This is a genomic window from Aeromonas sp. 1HA1, from assembly GCF_029237385.1.
GTDB classification, from domain to species: Bacteria; Pseudomonadota; Gammaproteobacteria; order Enterobacterales; family Aeromonadaceae; genus Aeromonas; species Aeromonas popoffii.
Genome location: NZ_JAACGC010000059.1, coordinates 1 through 21,094 on the forward strand (window position 1 = coordinate 1; position 21,094 = coordinate 21,094).

The 21,094-nt window shown below is 59.0% G+C and carries 17 protein-coding genes and 3 pseudogenes; 11 read left to right on the top strand and 9 right to left on the bottom strand.

Annotated elements, in window-relative coordinates; all coding sequences use genetic code 11:
* Positions 1-134: 134 nt before the first annotated feature.
* Positions 135-563 (top strand): annotated as a pseudogene (locus GWQ22_RS16310) (dihydrofolate reductase family protein); the annotation flags it as partial.
* Positions 564-744: 181 nt separating this feature from the next.
* Complete coding sequence (locus GWQ22_RS16315; protein ID WP_275930955.1) at positions 745-981, top strand: ribosome alternative rescue factor ArfA; 237 nt, start codon at positions 745-747, stop codon at positions 979-981.
* Between the two features lie 98 nt (positions 982-1,079).
* On the opposite strand, the gene hemW is transcribed toward GWQ22_RS16315, so the two are convergent.
* Together hemW and GWQ22_RS16325 are read right to left on the bottom strand one after the other, a co-directional pair.
* Positions 1,080-2,225 carry a radical SAM family heme chaperone HemW gene (gene hemW / locus GWQ22_RS16320; protein ID WP_275930956.1) on the bottom strand — a complete coding sequence of 382 codons (1,146 nt, stop codon included), beginning with the start codon at positions 2,223-2,225 and terminating at the stop codon, positions 1,080-1,082.
* A 73-nt stretch (positions 2,226-2,298) separates the two neighbouring features.
* Positions 2,299-2,895, bottom strand: coding sequence for an XTP/dITP diphosphatase (locus GWQ22_RS16325; protein ID WP_042033729.1), 597 nt, complete (start codon positions 2,893-2,895; stop codon positions 2,299-2,301).
* A gap of 236 nt (positions 2,896-3,131) precedes the next feature.
* Here GWQ22_RS16325 and GWQ22_RS16330 point away from each other — a divergent pair, with 236 nt between their 5' ends.
* The 3 genes from GWQ22_RS16330 to GWQ22_RS16340 all read left to right on the top strand — a co-directional run bounded on the left by GWQ22_RS16330 (position 3,132) and on the right by GWQ22_RS16340 (position 6,002).
* The gene (locus tag GWQ22_RS16330) at positions 3,132-4,295 is read left to right on the top strand and encodes a multidrug effflux MFS transporter (protein WP_042033728.1); all 1,164 of its coding nucleotides are present in this window, start codon (positions 3,132-3,134) and stop codon (positions 4,293-4,295) included.
* A gap of 103 nt (positions 4,296-4,398) precedes the next feature.
* Complete coding sequence (locus GWQ22_RS16335) at positions 4,399-5,460, top strand: oxidoreductase (protein ID WP_275930957.1); 1,062 nt, start codon at positions 4,399-4,401, stop codon at positions 5,458-5,460.
* A 308-nt stretch (positions 5,461-5,768) separates the two neighbouring features.
* Complete coding sequence (locus GWQ22_RS16340; protein WP_212513596.1) at positions 5,769-6,002, top strand: hypothetical protein; 234 nt, start codon at positions 5,769-5,771, stop codon at positions 6,000-6,002.
* A gap of 99 nt (positions 6,003-6,101) precedes the next feature.
* Here GWQ22_RS16340 and GWQ22_RS16345 read toward each other — a convergent pair whose 3' ends face one another.
* Both GWQ22_RS16345 and GWQ22_RS16350 read right to left on the bottom strand, forming a co-directional pair.
* Positions 6,102-6,653 (bottom strand): GNAT family N-acetyltransferase, encoded by a 552-nt coding sequence (locus GWQ22_RS16345; RefSeq protein WP_275930958.1) that lies wholly within the window; start codon positions 6,651-6,653, stop codon positions 6,102-6,104.
* Between the two features lie 57 nt (positions 6,654-6,710).
* Positions 6,711-7,265, bottom strand: a complete 555-nt coding sequence (locus tag GWQ22_RS16350) for a GNAT family protein (protein ID WP_212513598.1) — start codon at positions 7,263-7,265, stop codon at positions 6,711-6,713.
* 351 nt (positions 7,266-7,616) lie between these two features.
* Here GWQ22_RS16350 and GWQ22_RS16355 point away from each other — a divergent pair, with 351 nt between their 5' ends.
* Complete coding sequence (locus GWQ22_RS16355) at positions 7,617-9,386, top strand: M4 family metallopeptidase (RefSeq protein WP_275930959.1); 1,770 nt, start codon at positions 7,617-7,619, stop codon at positions 9,384-9,386.
* Between the two features lie 51 nt (positions 9,387-9,437).
* On the opposite strand, the gene GWQ22_RS16360 is transcribed toward GWQ22_RS16355, so the two are convergent.
* Positions 9,438-10,337: a LysR family transcriptional regulator gene (locus tag GWQ22_RS16360; RefSeq protein WP_275930960.1), complete on the bottom strand. Its 900-nt coding sequence runs from the start codon at positions 10,335-10,337 to the stop codon at positions 9,438-9,440.
* A gap of 209 nt (positions 10,338-10,546) precedes the next feature.
* Here GWQ22_RS16360 and mdtH point away from each other — a divergent pair.
* Positions 10,547-11,741: pseudogene (mdtH, locus tag GWQ22_RS16365) on the top strand (multidrug efflux MFS transporter MdtH).
* 63 nt (positions 11,742-11,804) lie between these two features.
* On the opposite strand, the pseudogene GWQ22_RS16370 reads toward mdtH, so the two are convergent.
* From GWQ22_RS16370 to aspA, 3 genes and pseudogenes are all read right to left on the bottom strand, one after another.
* A pseudogene (locus tag GWQ22_RS16370) lies at positions 11,805-12,890 on the bottom strand (porin).
* 198 nt (positions 12,891-13,088) lie between these two features.
* Positions 13,089-14,408, bottom strand: a complete 1,320-nt coding sequence (locus GWQ22_RS16375; protein WP_108537135.1) for an anaerobic C4-dicarboxylate transporter — start codon at positions 14,406-14,408, stop codon at positions 13,089-13,091.
* A 127-nt stretch (positions 14,409-14,535) separates the two neighbouring features.
* On the bottom strand, positions 14,536-15,978 hold the full coding sequence (gene aspA, locus GWQ22_RS16380; protein WP_275930961.1) for an aspartate ammonia-lyase: 1,443 nt from the start codon (positions 15,976-15,978) through the stop codon (positions 14,536-14,538).
* 452 nt (positions 15,979-16,430) lie between these two features.
* On the opposite strand from aspA, the gene GWQ22_RS16385 reads away from it, so the two are divergent.
* Positions 16,431-16,913, top strand: a complete 483-nt coding sequence (locus GWQ22_RS16385) for an FxsA family protein (RefSeq protein ID WP_042033717.1) — start codon at positions 16,431-16,433, stop codon at positions 16,911-16,913.
* A gap of 24 nt (positions 16,914-16,937) precedes the next feature.
* On the opposite strand, the gene GWQ22_RS16390 is transcribed toward GWQ22_RS16385, so the two are convergent.
* Complete coding sequence (locus GWQ22_RS16390) at positions 16,938-18,272, bottom strand: MATE family efflux transporter (RefSeq protein ID WP_244462989.1); 1,335 nt, start codon at positions 18,270-18,272, stop codon at positions 16,938-16,940.
* 251 nt (positions 18,273-18,523) lie between these two features.
* Between GWQ22_RS16390 and GWQ22_RS16395 the strand changes: the two genes are divergently transcribed.
* The 3 genes from GWQ22_RS16395 (at position 18,524) to GWQ22_RS16405 (ending at position 21,084) form a co-directional block, all read left to right on the top strand.
* Positions 18,524-18,817, top strand: coding sequence for a co-chaperone GroES (locus tag GWQ22_RS16395; RefSeq protein ID WP_042033715.1), 294 nt, complete (start codon positions 18,524-18,526; stop codon positions 18,815-18,817).
* A gap of 39 nt (positions 18,818-18,856) precedes the next feature.
* Positions 18,857-20,491, top strand: a complete 1,635-nt coding sequence (groL, locus tag GWQ22_RS16400; protein WP_042033714.1) for a chaperonin GroEL — start codon at positions 18,857-18,859, stop codon at positions 20,489-20,491.
* Positions 20,492-20,586: 95 nt separating this feature from the next.
* Positions 20,587-21,084, top strand: coding sequence for a molybdopterin-binding oxidoreductase (locus GWQ22_RS16405; protein WP_275930965.1), 498 nt, complete (start codon positions 20,587-20,589; stop codon positions 21,082-21,084).
* Positions 21,085-21,094: the final 10 nt, after the last annotated feature.

Below are 21,094 nucleotides of genomic sequence, written 5' to 3' on the forward strand. Positions count from 1 at the left end.
TCAAGGGATTTGCGCTGCTGACGTTGGTAGCGAACAACGTGAAATTCAAGGACGGAGTAAAGGTGCTGGAGGAGTCAGACAGGAGTGCCGCCTGACCGACGCCATACACCAGATTTGACAATAGCTCTCCACCCGATGACACCGGGTTCAATGCGCTGATGGAACACAGCGATACGCTGCTGATGGGGCGCAATACCTATGATGCCGTCATGGGGTTCGGCGTCTGGCCCTATGAAGGATTGAGAGTCAGGGTGATGACACACAACCCTGTCGAGCCCCGCTATCAGGAGCAATTTGTCAGTGGTGAATTGAGGCAGGTACTGGCCGAGCTATGGGATGAAGGGGCCCGTCATGTCTATCTGGATGGCGGCAACCTGGTACGCCAGGCTCTGCAGGCTGACCTGGTCGATACGCTGACGCTGTCCAGAGTTCCTGTGCTGCTTGGTAAAGGCATCCCGCTATTCGGGGCTGATATCCCGGTAAGTCATTGGCATCCAGCTCAGGTGAAGACGCTGCCAAGCGGGATTGTTCAGGTGAGCTATCAGCGAGAGCAAGGTCTCTGAACCCTGTTGCCAGGATGCCATTGTGACGGTGGCGATTTGGTGACAAAATCGCTGCGTTTTTGACCTGGCTCGCAAGGCCGGGTCGCAGGCATCATGCTGCCCATAGCGTGCTATCGGCAGCATGATGCCTGCAGAGAAAACCGCTATCCAGCCAATAACAGAGAGAAGATAAGGAGCCACTATGGCCAAGATAAGGGTTGATGAGCCCGTCATCGTGCAGGATATCGCTGCTCAGGCAGGCTATGCCCACAGGCGCGGGGAGATAAAGGATAACCATCTGCAGGCCCTGCTCACGGATCCGCTGTTTCGCAGCCGGGTCGAGCAAAACAAGAAGGGCAAGGGGAGTTACCAGCGCAAGGCCAAATATGGCAAGCGGTGGGAGCCCGGCCAACAGCAGATGGGATGCGTCTGCTGCTGAGCGGGTTTCTGCCGCAAGGCATGACTGAAACAATGAGGGCGCCACGGGCGCCCTCATTGTTTTGGCGGTGAAGCCAAACCTGGCGATGCCCCGTCGGCTTACTCGTCCATAAAGAGTTCGAGCAGCACATTCAGGTAGCGATGGCCGAGGGCGGTGAGCTGCCACTCATCTCCCAGATCTTCGATCAGCTCCTTGGTCTGGGCAACCGCGAGCATTGTCTCCACCCGCTCCAGGCCCAAGCCGGTGTAAGCCTCGAACTCTGCCTTGGGGACCGGCTCGAATAATCTGAACCGGTTCATGAAGTACTCCAGCGGTAATTCGTCCTCGGTCACCTGCCACTGGTTGTCCAGATAGGAGCGGGCGGGATCCAGATAGCCTTTCGGGTGCTTCACCTTGGCGCTGCGCAGTATCTGGCCGCTGGCGAGATCCGTCATCTTGCCGTGGGCGCCGCAACCTATCCCGAGATAGTCGCCAAAGCGCCAGTAGTTGAGGTTGTGGCGGCACTGATAGCCCGCTTTGGCATAGGCCGAGATCTCGTACTGCTGATAGCCCCGGGCGGTGAGCATGGCGTGGCCCTGCTCATAGATGTCCCACAGGGTGTCATCCTCAGGCAGCCGTGGCGGCTTGGAGGCAAAGGCCGTATTCGGCTCTATGGTGAGCTGATACCAGGAGAGATGCGGCGGCGCGCAGTCGATGGCCTGCTGCAGATCATAGAGGGCGTCGTCCAGGCTCTGATCCGGCAGGCCGTGCATCAGGTCCAGGTTGAAGGTGGGCAGCGCGATGGCGTGGGCCAGCGCTGCGGCCTTGCGCGCCTCTTCGGGGCCGTGGATGCGACCGAGCCGGGCCAATTTTTCTTGCTGGAAGCTCTGCACCCCGATGGAGATGCGGTTGATGCCCGCCCGCTGGAAGCCGGCGAACTTGTCCGCCTCCACAGTGCCCGGGTTGGCCTCCATGGTGATTTCGCAATCCGGGGTCAGGGCGATGCGGGCGCGCACCCCGTCCAGCAGGGTTTGCATGGCCTCCACACTCAATAAACTGGGTGTCCCCCCACCGATAAAGATGGAGGAGAGAGGACGCCCCTGGGCCCACTTCAGATCCTGATCCAGATCCTCCAGCAGGGCGGCCACATATTCGAGGTGAGGCAGATCCCCTTTCTGGGCGTGGGAGTTGAAGTCGCAGTAGGGGCACTTCTGGACGCACCAGGGCACATGGATATAGAGGGAGAGGGGCGGCAGTTGCAGCATGGGGCTTCCAATAATCAAACATAAAAACGGGGGCTGACGGGCCCCCATTGTAGATGAAATGCGTGGCGGCGTATCAGTGGGTGGCTGCCAGGGCCGCTTTCAACTTGGCCAGCGCCTGACCGCGATGGCTGAGCTGGTTTTTCAGCTCGCTCGGCATCTGGGCCGAGGTGCAGTCATGGTCGGGGACGAAGAACACGGGATCATAGCCAAAGCCGTGCTGACCACGGGGTTCATCGATGATCATCCCCTCCCAGCTCGCCTGGCAGATGATGGGGGTGGGATCGTCGGCGTGACGCATGTAGACCAGCACGCACCAGAAGCGGGCGCTCTTGAGGTAATCGGGGGCGCCTTTGAGCTCGGCCAGCAGCTTGTCGATATTGTCCTTGTCGCTGGCATGCTCGCCGGCGAAGCGGGCTGAGTAGACGCCGGGGCGGCCGTGCAGCAGATCCACCTCCAGGCCCGAGTCGTCTGCGACGGCGGGAAGGCCTGTGATGCGGGCGGCGTGGCGAGCCTTGATGATGGCATTCTCGACGAAGGTGGTGCCTGTCTCTTCGGCATCCGGCACAGCAAACTCGCTCTGTGGGATCACCTGGATCTTCATATCGGCCAGCATGGTGGCCAATTCCTTCACCTTTTTCTGGTTACCTGTTGCCAGGACAAGCTTGTTCATCGAGCACCTCCGCAAAAATAATCTGCGCATTCTATGCGGGGCACGCTGTGAGTAAAAGCGCCAATTGCCCTCAATACGGCCCTGGCTGGTCACGACTGTGACCCTGGTTGAGGTGCGAATAACATGCATGTTTCCGTATAGGAATAACCAAAGTGATTAAATACCATTTCAATTCATTACTGTGAGTCAGTAGACTCGCGCCCCAATCGATTTTCCCTTACGGCTTGAGGTGACTGATGCCATTGATTCTTCTGCTTGTCCTACTGGTGCTGTTCAGTCCACTGGCCATCGATATCTACCTGCCCGCCATCCCGCAGATGGCCGAGCAGCTGGGTGCCGAAGTGACGTTGATGCAGGGCACCATCACCTGGTTCCTGTTCAGCATGGGACTGGGTCAGCTGCTGGTCGGGCCGCTCGCCGACCGTTATGGCCGCAAGCCCATCGCCCTGGGCGGCGTGCTGCTCTATGGCCTGAGTGCGCTGGCGGCCGGTTTTGCCGCCAGCCTGGGTGAGCTGATGCTGGCGCGGGTGCTGCAAGGCTTCGGTGCCTGTGCCACCTCGGTCGCTGCTTTCTCTGTGGTGCGTGATAGTTATGGCCCCAAGAAGAGTGGTCAGATGATCTCCTATCTGAACGGTGCCATCTGCTTCATTCCTGCGCTGGCGCCGCTGCTCGGCGGTTGGCTCACCGCCAAGGCGGGCTGGTCTGCCAACTTCTGGTTTATGGCCGGTTATGCGGCCATCGTCGGCTGCTGGCTGTTGTGGCGCATGCCGGAGACCCGTCCGGACGAGACCAGCAGCAGCGGTCCGCTCATCAGCTGGTCCCGCTACAGCCCTGTGCTGCGCTCCCCGAGTTTTCTGTTCAACGCCAGCCTCTGCATGCTGGCGATGGCGGTGATCCTGGCCTATGTCACGGCGGCGCCGGTGCAGCTTATGGTGAAGTTGGGGTTGGACATGAGCGGCTTCAGCTACTGGTTCACCGCCAACGCGGCGCTGAACATACTGGCCTGCTTCCTGGCGCCACGCGTCATCGCCAGAGTGGGGCCGAGACGCACGCTGCGCATCGGCCTGCTGGTGATCACCTTGTCGGCCATCGCACTGACTCTGGTGCAGCATGTCGAGCATCCGCTGGCCATGATGGGGCCCGTGTTCTTCTCCAGCATCGGCTTTGCCATGGTGCTGGGGGCGGCCGCCGGCATGGCGCTGGCACCGTTCGGTCACTGCGCCGGTACGGCGGCGGCACTGCTCGGTCTGTTCCAGATGAGCGGCTCAGGCGCCCTGGTGGGGATCACCGGTTGGTTGATGCCGGATCCGCTGAACCAGCTGGCGCTGCATATGTGGCTGTTGTTACCGCCCCTGTTGCTGCTGTTGACCCGTCCGGGCCGGCGCTTGTGTTTACAATAAATCCTGTGCTCTGATGGGCACACTCAGGGGGCCATGGGCCCCCTTCTCTTTTTGCAGGCGGCACCTCGCCTGACGCTCATGACAGACCCGTGGAGAAAACCGGATGATCCAGACTCTCAACGCTGCCCTGGTGGGTTATGGCTTCGCAGGCCAGACCTTTCACGCCCCCTTCCTGACCACTACCCCTGGACTCTCCCTCGGCTGGGTGGTGAGCCGGGATGCCGCCAAGGTTGAGGCGGATTTGCCCGGTTGCCGGGTCGGTTCGCTGGCAGAGGTGCTGGCCGATCCTTCGGTGGATCTGGTGGTGATCGCCACGCCGAATGATACCCATGCCCCCATAGCTCGCCAGGCGCTGCTGGCCGGCAAGCACGTGGTGATCGACAAGCCGTTTGCACTGGATCTGGCCGAGGCAAAGGCACTGGTGGAGCTGGCCGGGAAGCAGCGGCGGCTGCTCAGCATCTTCCACAATCGGCGCTGGGACGGGGACTTCCTCACGGTGCGCCGTCTGCTGGCAGAAGGTGCTCTGGGGCAGGTCGCTCAGTTTGAATCCCATTTCGACCGCTATCGCCCACAAGTGCGCCAGCGTTGGCGCGAAGCGGGCGGCCCCGGCTCCGGACTCTGGTTCGATCTCGGCCCCCACATCCTGGATCAGGCGCTGAAACTGTTTGGCCAACCGGACTGGCTACAGGCGGATTTGGCGCGGCAGCGCCCAGGTGCCCTGACGGATGACTATTTCCACGTGGTGCTGGGCTATGGTGAACGGTATGGCGAGATGCGAGTGGTACTGCACGGCAGTTGTCTGGTCTCGGCCACCATGCCCCGTTTCGTCATCCACGGCAGTGAAGGGTCGTTTATCAAGTTCGGCATGGATGTGCAGGAAGATCAGCTCAAGCTCGGCAAGCGGCCACCGGCGGCAGACTGGGGGGTTGATAGCAAACCTGGTCAGCTCAGTCGCATTCGGGATAGTCAGTTCCAGCAACAGACAGTGGTCGGTGAGGCGGGAAATTACGGCGCTTACTACAGTGGCGTCTGCGCCGCGATCAAGGGGGAAGGGGAGAATCCGGTTCCGGCCAGCGAGGCATTGGCAGTGATGGCGCTGCTGGATCTGGCCCGAGACAGCCACCAGCAAGGAAAACGGTTGGCTTGTCAGAATTTGTCTGACTGAGAGGGGCATCTCGTCTCTCACCCGAATGACGAGAATCGCTGTTTATCGCCAGTAATCACGCCGGTTGCGGTTGTTTATTATACGGTTTGGGTTAATGGTGGGTGTTGTGTACCAATGCTTGTCGTTGTAGCAGTTCTTTTCATCCAGCCAACGAGAAAATATCATTGTGATACTCGTTTCCATTGGGGGCGTATGGGGATATATTTCGCGCGCCTCTTGGCTCCCGGTCTATGGGTTTCTAACCGGGTGAACGGACGCACTGTGATGGTTGAACGAACCATCTCTCCATATTTTTTGAGGGTATGCACATGAACAAAGTACTGGTAGCCGGTATCCTGGGCCTGATGTTGACCGCTTGTGGTCAGAAAGAAGAAGCCGCCGCTCCGGCAGCGACTCCGGCCGCCGACGTTGCTGCAACTGTTGAGCAAGCCGCTAGCGAAGCCACCTCTACTGTAGAGAAGGTTGCTACCGAAGCGACTGCAACCGTCGAGAAAGCTGTCTCCAAGGCTGAAGCCGCAGTGAGCGATGCCAAGGCTAACTAAGCCTGCACCTCTTCTGAAGACGGGTCCGGAGCCAAGCTCCGGACCCGTTTTTTTATGCCTGACGGGCAACTGGCCTGCTGTTGGCGAGCCGCTTCTTGCCTAGATCGCCGGGTTGATCCGTGCGGTGAGCACATGATCCTCCCAGCGGCCGTTGATCATCAGATAGTCCCGGGCCAGGCCCTCTCGCTCGAAGCCGAGGCGCTCTAGCAGGGCACCGCTGCGCAGATTGGTTGGCATATAACTGGCCATGACCCGGTGCAGGCCGTGCTCCCGAAACAGGTACTCAATCCCGGCCTCGATCACCTCCTGCATCAGGCCCTGGCCTTCATGGGCCTGATCGATGGCATAACCAAGATGGCAGGCCTTGAACATGCCCATCAGTATGTGGGTGAAGTTGCAGGTGGCGATCACCTGCTCGCCCAGGAGGTCGAGCGCCACCAGATGAACGGCGCTGCCGTTGAAGAACTGACCATAGCTGTCGCGCAGGCGGCCATGCCAGTGGCTCAGGGTATAGAAACCCTCGTCCCGGCTGGGTTCCCAGGGGGTGAGGTGAGCGCGATTGCGCAGATAGAAATCCAGCATCAGGTCGGCCCGCTCGGGCGGTAATACAGTGAGCCGGGTACGGGCCGTGCGGAGGTGCGGTAGTGCCATCAAGGTTCCCTCTGTGGATTCATAAGCAGGGTGCCGACCGCCGGGCTGCCTCGGCCATCAGTGATCGCGTTGCCTTAGCCACTCATCGCGCAGCAGGCCGTAGTGGACGTGGTCCACCACACGATCCTCCAGTCGTTCGGCCCGTCGGCTGATCCCCTCCGGCTGCATGCCGAGTCGCTCGCACACCGCCCGGCTGGGCTCGTTTTCCACCGCCGTGCTGATCTCAACCTTCTCCATCCCCATCTCTTCGAAGGCGTGATGGATCAGGGCCTGACAGGCGCGGGTGATGATGCCGTTGCCCTGCCAGCGTTCCGCCAGCCAGTAGCCGATGGTGACCTTGGCCAGTGCCTGATCGATCTGGTTGTAGCCGATGACACCGACGACCTCGCCCTGATACTCGATGACGGTGGTCAATCCCTCGCCGCGGGCAAACTTCTCGATGGCGTGGCGGATGAAGGTGGCGCTGTCGGCCGGCTGCTGTATGTAGGGAGGCCAGGGCAGCCATTGGGTCAGGTAGTCGCGGTTCTCCCGGCACAGGCCAAAGAGTTCGCTTGCCATGTCGGGCTGCAAGAACAGCAGCGCCAACTCATCGTCCAGTTGCCATGAAAACATCCTTACCTCTCTGCCGTGTCTTGGCCCTGTGTGGGCCGCCAAACAGCCAATGTAGCCAATCAACCCCTTGTGCGCCAAGGGCTTTTACTCTCTCACCTGCGTTCGCTATCCCCATATGGAGGGGCCTGTATTGGGGTCCGTGTGGGCCTGGTTATTCTCAGGCCTTTTCAAGCGTCATTCACTGCTTTTTGTTCTGTTTGCACTACCTAACATATGAAACCGCAGATCCTGCTACCGGTTCGTGCTGCGCTGTCATATATGACAGGCAGCTGTTTTTAGCGTGCTAACTAGTGTAGGAGCGTTGGGTAAGAGACCCGGCGTGCAATCTTCATCGACCTAAGGAAAGACGAGATGAACAAAGTTTATTTGGCCGTGGTATTGGCCTGCTGGGGAAGCGCAGCCTTGGCTGCAGAACAGGTTGACGTACATCAGGTGGCGGGCATTCAGGGAGCACCAAGCGGCGCCGCAGGTGTGAGTGCGCTGGTTGGGGATGGAGAGTTTCGTCAAGTGCGGGCGGTCAAGCTGCCCAATGGCCAGCAGCGGGTTCGCTATGAGCAGACCTGGAATGGTATCCCGGTCTGGGGCCAGGTGCTGGTGGCTGAGCTGTCCCTCGGTGGTCAGATAAGCCAGGTCTCCGGCCAGATCCTGCGCCAGATCGATGCCGACCTGGCCAGCCCGACGGCTGCCCTGTCACCGGCCGATGCCGCTGGCAAGGCCCGTGCCGGGGCCAAGGGCAGCAACGAGCGAGTCAAGCTGTTCGTGATGCAGGATGAGGCCGGGCAGGCCCGTCTGGTCTATCTGGTCTCATGGCTGGCGGCAAGCGAGCAGCCGAGCCGTCCCTTCGTGGTGATCGATGCCCAGAACGGTACCGAGCTCAAGCGCTGGGAGGGGATCAACCACAAGGACTCCACAGGCCCGGGTGGCAACGTCAAGACCGGCAAATACTTCTACGGCTCCGACTTCGGCCCCCTGCTGGTGGATGACACCTGCCGCATGACCAGCCCGAACGTGGATACGGTCAACATGAATCACGCCACCACGGGTGGTGCCGTGCACCAGTTCACCTGCCCGGAGAACACGGTCAAGGAGATCAACGGTGCCTACTCGCCGCTCAACGATGCCCACTACTTTGGCAATGTGGTGTTCGACATGTACCGCAACTGGTACAACACGGCGCCGCTCAGCTTCAAGCTGAAGATGCGGGTGCACTACAGCCGCAACTACGAGAATGCCTTCTGGGACGGCAGCCAGATGACGTTTGGCGACGGTGCCACCACCTTCTACCCGTTGGTGAGCCTGGACGTGGCCGCCCACGAGGTGAGTCACGGTTTTACCGAACAGAACTCGGGCCTGGTCTACTCGGACCAATCGGGCGGCATCAACGAGGCCTTCTCCGACATGGCGGGGGAAGCGGCCGAGTACTACATGAAGGGCAGTAACGACTGGATGGTCGGGGCCCAGATCTTCAAGGGCAATGGCTCGCTGCGCTACTTCGAGGATCCGACCCGTGATGGCAGCTCAATCGGTCATGCCAGCGATTACTACGATGGCATTGATGTGCACCATAGCTCGGGTGTCTACAACCGTGCCTTTTACCTGCTGGCCAATACCAGTGGCTGGAACACCCGCAAGGCCTTTGAAGTATTCGTGCTGGCCAACCGCCTCTACTGGGGAGCCAATACCACCTACGATCAGGGCGCCTGTGGCGTGACCAGGGCGGCTACCGATCTGGGCTACAGCCTGCCTGACGTGGCGGCGGCCTTTACTACGGTCGGTGTCAATGCCTCCTGCGGCACCACACCGCCACCGAGCAGCAGTGTGCTGCAAAACGGGGTCCCCGTGACCGGGCTCTCCGCTGCCAAGGGTGGCAAGGTGAACTTCACTATCGACGTACCGGCCGGCAAGAGCCAGCTGGTGGTCGCCAGCAGTGGCGGCACAGGTGATGCGGATCTCTATGTGAAGTTCGGGGCGCTGCCGACCGGCAACAGCTATGATTGCCGCCCATACAAGAATGGCAACACCGAGACCTGCACTCTGAATTCGCCCAAGGCGGGTACCTGGTATGTGCAGCTGAGCGGCTTCAGCGCCTTTTCCGGGGTGACCCTCAAGGCGACCTACTGATCCCTGGTTGATGTGACCTAGCGTTTGGCGTCGGACTTGTCCGGCGCTTTTTTATGCGGGTTTACCCGACCAGCGTCGGGCCAGGGTGCGGGCGGCTTCCAGCACCCGCTCCTTGGCGGGGTTGGGTCGTTTGCCGCTGCGCCAGGCCATCATGACATCCCAGTGATCCTGCGGCAGATCCACCACATCCAGCTGGATCAGGCGGCCAACCTCCAGGTCCCGGCTGATGGCGAGTGCCGGCATCAGGGTGATGAAGCCGTGCTCCAGCGCCAACTCCCGCGCCGCACTGGCGGGCTGGATGGCATGCAGCGGGCTCGCCACCTGGCGTAGCAGTCGCAGTTGCAGGATCAATTCGTCGCAGCCTGTGCCCCACTGCTGGGGAGCCAGCCGCTCGTTGGCTATGTCTTGCAGGGTCAGGCCCCGCTGCCCCGCCAGCGGGTGGGTGGCGCAGGCTACCGCTATGATGGGGGAGCGGCAGAGCAACTCGAGCTGGATGCCGGCGATGGCCGGACACTTGAGGATGAAGCCGACGTCTGTTTCACCGGTCAGCAGCTCTTGCATGATGATGCCGGAGTGATCCGTATTGCAGCGGATCTCGAATGCTTCATCCACCAGCGCCAGCAGCAGGGGGCCAAACACCACAGTGGTCAGGGAAGGGAGGCAGGAGAGCTTGATGCGGGGCAGGGCTGGCGCACCTTGCATCGCCAGGCGTCCCCCTTCCAGTGCAGTGAGCGCGGCGGCTGCCGCAGGCAGAAACTGTTCGCAGGCCGGGGTCGGGGTAGCGCCGCGTCTGTGGCGGCGAAACAGGGGTTGTCCCAGCGCCTGTTCCAGCACGGCGATTCGCTGACTGACCATGGGTTGGGACCAGCCGCGAATGGCCGCCGCCTTGCTGAAGCTGCCGCGATTGACCACATCCAGTAGTAATTGCAAGTCATCCAGAGTCATAGCCATAACGTAATCCAATATGAAATATAGCCAGTTGTCGGCTACCACTATATCTGGCGCCCTTCCAGAATAGCAGTCTCAATCGTCGTGCATTGGCATATTGCCATGTCGAGTCAGGGGGTTACAGTCACCCTTGACCCGATTTGGCGACGGCGTCATCCGGGCGATGAGGCGAGCGAGTTGGATGTCATTAGCAAAGCAGGGGTCAGGCAATCATGGTGGAGCGGGCGAGGCGGTTGGGGCGGTGGTTTTTGGCGTTGGATTCCCTCTTGGTGATCCTGGGTTTTTTCGTGGTGATGCCCATGATCAGTCTGCGCTTCGTGGATCAGCTTGGCTGGGCGGCCGGGGTGGTTGGTCTGGCGCTGGGGCTGCGTCAGCTGACCCAGCAGGGGTTGGGGGTGCTTGGGGGATCGCTGGCAGACAAGTTTGGTGCCCGGCCACTCATAGTGGGGGGCATGCTGTTGCGGGCCGCGGGTTTTGCCAGTCTGGCCTATGCCCAGAGCGGGCTTGACCTGATCCTCTCCTGCATCATCTCGGGGCTGGGCGGCTGTCTGTTTGATCCCCCCCCGGGCCGCCCTGGTGATCAAGTTCACTCGTCCGCGTCAACGGGGTCGCTACATCTCCTTGCTGATGATGCTGGAGAGCGCCGGCGCCGTGGTGGGGGCGCTGCTTGGCAGCTGGTTGCTCAACTTCGACTTCGAGTACGTCTGCCTGCTGGGGGCTGGCCTGTTTGTCTGTGCGGCCCTGTGCAACCTGCTGATCCTGCCGCCCTACAAGCTCTCGCTGCGGCCGACGCCGATCCGGGCCGGTCTCGGCCAGGTGTTGGCGGACAAGGCCTTCTGCCGGCTGGTGCTGATCCTGAGTGGTTACTACGCACTCTGGGTGCAGGTCATGCTGATCTTCCCCATTCTGGTGAAGCAGATGGCGGGCAGCACCACTGCGGTGGGCTGGATGTATACCCTGGAAACTGCCATCTCGCTGGCGCTGCTGTACCCTCTTGCCCGCTATGGTGAGAAGCACCTCAAGCTGGAGAGTCGGCTGATGGCGGGCGTGTTGCTGATGACGGCCGGCATAGGGCTGGTGGCGTTTGCGACCACGCTGCCAGCGGTCTTCATGCTGCTGGCCTGCTTCTACCTGGGGATCGTCATCGCCGAGCCGGCGCGGGAGACCCTCATGACCAAGTTGGCGCAGCCGGGGGCACGTGGCAGTTACATGGGCTTCAGCCGGTTGGGGCTGGCGCTCGGTGGCATGACGGGATACGTGGGGGGCGGAGCCTTGCATGACTACGCCAATGCTCAGGGGCAGCCTTGGTTACCCTGGCTGGTGCTGGGGACGGTCGGCGTGACGACCTTGCTGCTGCTGGTGAACTGCTTTCACCGCGAGCCGAGTCTGGCGCGGATTAATATCTGACGGGCAATCAAAAACCGGCCGCAGGGCGGCCGGTAACAATACAGTAGGCAATTCAGGAACGGCTTAGAAGTTGTACTGCAGGGCCACGGCGACCACGTCGTCGGTGTTCTTGCCTAGAGTATTCATGCTGGTAGATCCCACTTCGTCCAACAGGTTGATTTTGTAATCAACATAGGCGTTGAAGTTGTCGGTGAAGTTGTACCAGGCACCGATGGAAACATATTCGGTAGCGGTCTCGTCGATGCCACGGGCGTTGTCTTTCACGTCGGTACGCAGGTAGGCCAGAGACGGCTTGAACTTGCCGATGGTGTACTGGGCTACGGCTTCGTAGCCATCCATCTTCTCGGCATAGCCATTGTTGACGAACAGGTGGTCTTCACCGTGGGAGTAGGTCGCAGCCAGGTAGAGGTCGCCGACTGCGTACTTGGCACCCACGCCATACAGCTTGGCATCGCGATCGCCACCGAAAGCAGCATTGGCTACTTGCTCGTCGGTCTTGCCAGCCTGGTTGTAGGCGGTACCCAGGCTCAGGCCCATGTCGAAGTCATAGTTGGCAGACACGGCGAAACCTTCGGAAGAACCTTTCGGATTCCAGGTGCTGTTCGGGCCAACGCGGTTGGAGCGATCAGCGTTCTGCGGATCGTTGTTACCGGTGAACTGGGCACCCAGGGTCAGGCCCTGATAGGTATAGATGTACTGGGCCAGGCCGTTGGTGCGGCCGGTGCCGAATACTTCGGTGTCTTTACCCAGGCCGTCACCGCCCCACTCAGCCAGCACGTCGGTGTAGTTGTTCACGGCTTTGGTGAACAGACCATCCTGACGGCCATAGCTGAAGGCACCGAAACGATCGTGCTTGATGCCGGCGTAGGCATAACGCAGTTCGTCGTTGTCAGAACCGGAGACCGGCAGGTTGTATTCAGCGAAGCCGAATGCTTTGAGTTCGCTATCTATCTTGGTTTAGCCGGCAACGTGCAGACGGAAGTAGCTCTGATCACCTTCGGAGCCGTTGTCATCGGTACCGTAGTACATGCCTTGAGCACGGCCACCAATCTCGAGTTTGGTGTCGTTCTGGTCATAGACGGTAGCGGCTTGTGCACCACCGGCCAGCAGCACGCTGGAGATGGCCATAGTCAATGCTGTCTTTTTCATTGTTCGTTCCTCTGGTGTAAACACTGTCGGACCTGTGCTGGCCCTGTTGATCGGTTTCTGTTCCGATGCCCAGAGTAGATCTGCGAACCTTGATAGAAACTGAAGTGCATAAGGATTAATTAATGATTAGACGCAAAAGCCAGGCATAAAAAACGGCCCAAAGCGGGCCGTTTGAGGGTTTTTAGCATGAAATGCTGATCAGAGTATCATACCGCCAAAGAAGAATCCCAGTGCCACGGCGAAAGCGATGGTCGCAGTGCCGGGGATGAAGAAGGGGTGGTTGAACACGGCCTTGCCGATACGGGTCGAGCCGGTGTCGTCCATCTCGACCGCAGCCAGCAGGGTCGGGTAGGTCGGCAGTACGAACAGGGCGCTCACGGCTGCGAAAGAGGCGATGGCGGTCAGCGGGCTGACACCCAGTGCCAGCGCGGCCGGCATCAGGGCCTTGGTGGTGGCGCCTTGTGAGTAGAGCAGCATGGCGGCGAAGAACAGCACAACGGCCAGCAGCCAGGAGTACTGGTTCAGCAGGTCACCAGCGATCAGCTGTATGGTGTCCATGTTGCTTTTCACGAAGACGTTGCCCAGCCAGGCCACACCCAGCACGCAGATACAGGCGGACATACCGGATTTGAAGGTCGGCATGTTGGTCACTTGAGTGGCATCCAGTTTGCAAACCAGGGTCATGATGGTGGCAGCGGCCAGCATGATGCCCATGATGGCTCCGTCACGGGGGATCGGCGGGTTGGTGATCAGGCCCACTTTACCTGAGATGGCGGTGGCATAGGCCATGACCGCTACGATGGCGGAGATGAAGATCCATACAGAAACCTTGGCATAAGGCTTCAGCTCCAGCTTGGTGGTGCCGCGCAGCTTGATCAGTCCCTTGGCTTTACGCTCCAGATAGACTTCATCCTGCTCCAGCGGTTTGCCCATCAGGTTGGCAATGAAGGCGCCCAGGATACAGGCAATGAAGGTGGAGGGAATGCAGATGGCCAGCAGGGTCAGGTAGTCAATGCCGAACGGCTCCAGCATGCCGGAGAAAGCAACCACGGCCGCCGAGATCGGGGAGGCGGTGATGGCGATCTGGGAGGCAACAACCGCGATGGAGAGCGGACGGGAAGGACGAATGCCCTGCTCCTTGGCCACTTCGGCGATCACCGGCAGGGTGGAGAAGGCAGTGTGACCGGTACCGGCCAGCATGGTCATCAGATAGGTCACGATCGGGGCGGCGAAGGTGATGTACTTGGGATTTTTGCGCAAGGCTTTTTCTGCCAGCGACACCAGGTAGTCCATGCCTCCCGCCAGTTGCATACAGGCAATGGCACAGATGACGGACGCGATGATCATGATCACGTCCCAAGGGATGAAGGTGACCAGCTGGTCGCCCGGAATTGCGACCCCGAGGCCCCAGGTCAGTACCAGCACACCCAGACCACCGGCAAAGCCGATACCGATACTGCCTATCCGGGCACCCAGATAGATAGCGGCGAGCACGACAAGTAACTCGATAACAATCATAGTGAACACTCCATTTTCCAGTTTTTTTAGGTTTTATTTGGCAGAAAAGCCAATTCCCGATGGGGCTGGGCAAGACCTATCGGGAACTGACTTTATGGACCGGGATAAACCCGGCCCATTTGCTCGCTTATACGTTGGCTTCGCGGGTGTAGCGCTTGGCTTTGTATTGCGGGTTCATCAGGTTCTCGATGGAGAGAATTTCATCCAGCTGCTCTGCGGTCAGCAGGCCGCGTTCCAGCACGACCTCACGGACGTTCTTGCCGGTCTGGGCACAGATCTTGCCGACGATATCCCCTTCGTGGTGGCCGATGAAGGGGTTCAGGTAGGTCACGATGCCGATGGAATTCAGCACGTGGTTCATGCAGATTTCCGGGTTGGCAGTGATGCCTTCGACGCACTTCTCGCGCAGGGAGATACAGGCTTTTTCCATCAGGCTAAGGGATTCGAACATGGCCTGGCCAATCACCGGCTCCATGACGTTTAGCTGCAGCTGACCCGCTTCGGCGGCGAAGGTGATGGTGACGTCGTTACCGAATACCTTGAAGCAGCTCTGGTTGACCACTTCCGGGATAACCGGGTTGACCTTGGCCGGCATGATGGAGGAACCCGCCTGCATTTCCGGCAGATTGATCTCTTTGAGTGCGGTGCGCGGGCCGGAGGAGAGCAGACGCAGATCGTTACAGATCTTGGACATTTTCATGGCCAGACGCTTGATGGCGCCGTGCAGCATCACGTAGGCACCGCAATCTGAAGTAGCTTCGATCAAGTCTTCTGCCGGTACATAGGCACGACCTGTGATCTCGGCCAGTCGCTTGATGGCCAAGGCAGAGTACTCGGGCGGGGTGTTCAGGCCGGTACCGATCGCGGTCGCGCCCAGGTTCACTTCCAGCAGCAGCTCCTGGCAACGCTTGATGGACTTGATCTCTTCACGCAGGGTGACGGCGAAGGCGTGGAATTCTTGACCCAGGGTCATGGGAACTGCGTCCTGCAGCTGGGTACGACCCATCTTCAGAATGCTCTTGAACTCCTTGGCCTTGTCATAGAAGGCGGCGATCAGCGCTTCCAGTGCGTCCAGCGTGGTGTCTGTGCTGTTTACCACGGCAACGCGGAAACCGGTGGGGTAGGCGTCGTTGGTGGACTGGCACTTGTTGACGTGGTCGTTCGGGTTGATGACATCGTAGCGGCCTTTCGCCAGACCCATGATCTCGAGGGCGATGTTGGCCAGTACTTCGTTGGTGTTCATGTTGACGGAGGTGCCGGCACCACCTTGATACACGTCGACCGGGAACTGGTCGAAGCATTTGCCGGTGTTCAGCATCAGGTCGCAGGCTTCTACGATCTTGTCAGCAATTTCAGGACGAATGGTACCCAGTTCGCCGTTCGCCATGGCGGCGGCCTTCTTGGTCAGTACCATGCCGCGGACGAATTCCGGAACGTCAGAAATCTTCTGAGAGCTGATCTTGAAGTTCTCGACAGCGCGCAGGGTGTGCACACCGTAGTAGAAATGATTGGAAACTTCTTTGGTGCCCAGCAGGTCTTCTTCAATGCGGACGTTCTTGATGTCGCTCATTGTAATGCCTCAGAAATCAGATTAATGGAAACGATCCTCACCGAGTGGTCGCGAGTTCCTTACGCACGGCTCATCCTGAAGCACCACACATCGAGTGGGGCAGGTGGAGGCTTTTTTGCCCCCTATAATTACTGGTGTCTACATTACCTCAATTGAGGTATCTAATATTAGACTTGGATCACTAAATTTGAGACAGCCTCAAATAAATTGTGGTCATTAAACTGAGATTGCAATCGAACGATTTACTTTGACAGAACAAGGTGTTCAATCACAGTCCACTTGGCCGTTTTTTCTGAAGAACCGGCGCGCTGTCACCCTTCAGACTTGAAAAACGAGGGGATACCCCCATTTTAATTCTCAAGGAGCTATATCATGGTGAGTTGGCAGCAACATTATTTCGTTGGCTGCAACAGACCTGAGATTCATTCAAGTTCACCCGCACTGAGGTTGTTATGGGCAAGTTATTTCTGTTGTTGATTGGTCTGGTGCTGCTCGAGCTAACCGTGATGATCGAAGTGGGCTCCGTGATGGGCGCCTTGCCAACCGTCGGCTTATTGGTACTGGCCGCCGTGATCGGGTCATCGCTGGTGCGCAGTGAAGGCATCAAGACCCTGCTCAATGCGCAGCAAAAGATGCAGCAGGGCGAGATGCCGGGCCGAGAGGTGATGGGGGGCATGATGCTGGCGCTGGCTGGCTTGCTGCTGATCATCCCGGGTTTTGTGACCGATTTCTTCGGTATCCTGCTGTTGCTGCCTTGGCTGCGTAACAGGCTGGCCGACAAGCTGGTGGGCAGCGGCCAGTTCAGGATGCAGATGGGCGGTTTTCAGGCACAGCGGCCTCCATTCGAGGCGCGTCCTGGCGAGGACGAGGAACCGCCGGGCGGTGCCAATCGTGGTGGGACCACCATAGAGGGCGAATTTGAACGTAAAGAATAAACCGCAGTATGGGTGCTGTGCCTGTCAGGGTTTGCCCTGATGGCACAGTCGCTCGAAGCGGTGGTGGGCATACCACCAGGCCAGTGTGCCCGCCGCCAGATTGGCCAGCAGTATCCCCAGATATATCCCCTGTTCCCCACCCAGTTCAGCCCCCAGCCAAGCCCCTGGCACCAAGAAGACAAACAGTCGCAACCCGTTGAACAGAAAAGAGACACTCGAGGCCCTGACACCATTGAGCGCCGAGGCCAGCAGCATCACCATGCCCTGGAAGCCGTAACCTATGGGCACCAGGTGCAGATAAAGGATGATGAGGCGCACCACCTGCGGGTGATCGCTGAACAGGTTGGCGATGAGCGGTGCCAGCAGCCAGGTCAATCCATAGACGCCGAGCTGGAACAGCAGGGCGAAGCGCATGCAGAACTGGAGCGCCGCCTTGGCGCGGGCCGGGTTGCCCGCTCCGCAGTTTTGAGAAATGAAGGGGGCCAGCACGGAAGAGAGCGCCATCATCACGATAAGCAACAAGGCTTCCACTCTCGATGCGGCGCCATAGGCAGCCACTACCTCGGTGCCTAATCCGGCGAAGATGGTCATCAGCACGGCAGTGGCCAGCGGGTTGAGCATGTTGGTAAACGAGGCCGGTACTGCCACGTGCAGCAAGGCGCGCCAGTGAGCCAGCAGCCGTGGCCGGGGCGACAGGCGCCACAACAGCAAGCCTTCCCGATGGCGCAATATATAGAGGCTGACCAGCATGGCCATCAGCCAGGAGATCGAGGTGGCAATGGCCGCCCCACGGATCCCCCACTCGGGAAAAGGGCCTATGCCGAAGATGAGCAGAGGATCCAGCACACCGTTGACCAGTCCCGCTACCCCCATCACCAGGCTCGGGGTCTTGGTATCTCCAGTGGCCCGGATGGCGGCATTGCCTACCATGGGCAGCACCAGCATGGGCACGGTCAGATACCAGATCAGCATGTAGTCGTAGATGAGCCCGATAAGCGGGTCGCTGGCACCGAGCAGCCGAAACAGGGGTTGTATGGTGAGGGCGCCCAGCACAGAGAGCAGGGTAACCAGTACCACGGCCAAAAACAGGCTGTCGGTGGTGATGCGGGCGGCTTCGTCATGCCTGCCCTGGCCGAGCGCGTGACCGATGACCGCCGAGAGCCCAGCCCCCAGCCCCATTGCCAACGAGGTCACCACGAAGGTAACCGGAAAGGTGAAGCTGATGGCCGCCAGCGCCTGGGTGCCCAGCATGCCGATGAAGAAGGTGTCGACCAGGTTGAAAGCCAGTATGGCGACTATGCCGAGGATCATGGGGCCCGTCATGCGCAACAATACGGACGTCATGGGGGCGGTCAGCATGGGATTGGGTCGGGTCACGGGCTCGTCTCTTGCATCTGGCGAATTACGTTCTGACTGTGGGCAGCGCAAATCCGGTTTCCTGACCGGGACACGGGCGATCCATCGAAGATATTCATAGTACGTGAAAATATTTTTTTTGTATTTGCCCTTGAAGGGTTAACAAAAACGCCCCACATCAGAGACATATCTAATTTGGCCAGGAATGGCCATTCCTCAAAGCAACACAGAGACTCATTTTGGGAGAGTTATCGATGAAAATTCGTCCACTGCACGATCGCGTCATCATCAAGCGCATCGAAGCTGAAGCCAAATCCGCTGGCGGCATTGTCTTGACTGGTACTGCGGCCCAGAAGTCCACCCGTGGTGAAATACTTGCCGTGGGGACTGGCCGAATTCTGGACAATGGCGATGTCAAAGCCCTTGCCGTCAAGGTGGGTGACAAGGTGATCTTCAACGAAGGCTACGGTGTGAAGACCGAGAAGCTGGATGGGCAGGATGTACTGATCCTGTCCGAGACCGACATCCTGGCGATTGTCGAAGCGTAATTCACCCTTTTCCCCGAATTGATTTAAGGACTGAAGAAAATGGCAGCTAAAGAAGTCAAGTTTGGCAACGAAGCCCGCATCAAGATGCTCGAAGGCGTAAACATCCTGGCCGATGCCGTCAAGGTTACCTTGGGTCCGAAAGGCCGCAATGTGGTACTGGACAAGTCCTTCGGTGCCCCGACCATCACCAAGGATGGCGTCTCCGTTGCTCGCGAAATCGAGCTGGAAGACAAATTCATGAACATGGGCGCCCAGATGGTCAAGGAAGTTGCTTCCAAGGCCAATGACGCCGCCGGTGACGGTACCACCACGGCGACCGTACTGGCTCAGGCCATCGTCAACGAAGGCCTGAAGGCCGTTGCCGCTGGCATGAATCCGATGGATCTGAAGCGCGGTATCGACAAGGCAGTTATTGCTGCCGTTGCCGAGCTGCAAGTGTTGTCCCAGCCGTGTGCCTGCAACAATGCTATCGCTCAGGTGGGTACCATCTCCGCCAACTCCGATGAAAAAGTGGGCAAGCTGATTGCCGAAGCCATGGACAAAGTCGGTCGTGATGGCGTCATCACAGTTGAAGATGGTCAGGGCCTGGATGACGAGCTGGCTGTAGTCGAAGGTATGCAGTTCGATCGCGGCTACCTCTCTCCGTACTTCGTCAACAAGCCGGAAACCGGTTCTGTCGAGCTGGATGATCCTTTCATCCTGCTGGTTGACAAGAAAGTGTCCAACATTCGCGAGATGCTGCCGGTGCTGGAAGGCGTTGCCAAAGCAGGCAAGCCGCTGCTGATCGTTGCCGAAGACGTGGAAGGCGAAGCGCTGGCGACCCTGGTGGTCAACACCATGCGCGGCATAGTGAAAGTGGCTGCCGTCAAGGCACCTGGTTTCGGTGACCGTCGCAAGGCCATGCTGCAGGATATCGCCATGCTGACCGGTGGTACCGTGATCTCCGAAGAAGTGGGCATGGAGCTGGAAAAAGCGACCCTGGAAGACCTGGGCCGTGCCAAGCGCATCGTCATCACCAAAGAAAACACGACCATTATCGATGGTGTGGGTGATGCAGCCCTGATCGAGAGCCGTGTGGCCCAGATCCGTCAGCAGATCGAAGATACCTCTTCCGATTATGACCGTGAGAAGCTGCAAGAGCGCGTAGCCAAACTGGCTGGCGGCGTTGCCGTGATCAAGGTCGGTGCCGCTACCGAAGTCGAGATGAAAGAGAAGAAAGCCCGTGTTGACGATGCCCTGCACGCAACTCGCGCAGCCGTCGAAGAAGGTGTGGTTGCAGGTGGTGGTGTTGCGCTGGTGCGTGTTGCTGCCAAACTCGCCAATCTGCGCGGTGACAACGAAGACCAGAACGTGGGCATCAAGGTTGCCTTGCGTGCCATGGAAGCTCCGCTGCGTCAGATCGTCATCAACGCTGGTGAAGAAGCCTCTGTCATTGCCAACGCGGTGAAGAATGGTGAAGGCAACTTCGGTTACAACGCTTACACCGAACAGTACGGTGACATGCTGGCCATGGGGATCCTGGATCCGACCAAGGTGACCCGTTCTGCGCTGCAGTTCGCCTCTTCCATCGCCGGCCTGATGATCACCACAGAGTGCATGATCACCGAGCTGCCGAAGAAAGATACCCCTGCCATGCCTGACATGGGTGGCATGGGCGGTATGGGCATGATGTAATTCGGCCCTGTTTACCAAACGGCTCGCTTTTGCGAGCCGTTTTTTTTATGGCGACTAAACTGAGTCTATTGTTGGCAACTTTATATGAGGTGAATATGCGTGTACTGGGTTTGATTACATTACTCTTTTCTCTGGCAATGCCAGCCATGGCACTAGAGGCACCGCAGGGACCCGTGATCTTGAAGGTGACCGGCAATGTGATGCCCGCCGAGGCGAGCGAGGGGGCTATTGGCTTCGATCTGGCCATGCTCAAGGCGCTGCCACAGCATGAGATAGTGACGGGAAACCCCTGGGTCGACAAACCGCACAAGTATGTGGGGCCCAAGCTGGCGGATGTGCTTGCTGCCGTCGGGGCGGATGGCAAGGCCGTAACCCTGACCGCCTTGAACAGTTTTCAGATTAAGATCAACTGGGACAAGGTCAAACAATATGATCCCATCCTGGCTTGGCAGGATGACGGGGTGACCATGCGGGTGCGGAATAAGGGGCCGCTTTGGTTTATCCTACCGCTGGATCAGTATCCTGAGCTGAAACGGTCAGAATTTACCGACATGATGATCTGGCAACTGAGTTCGGTTGATATCCAGCATTGATATAATGGTT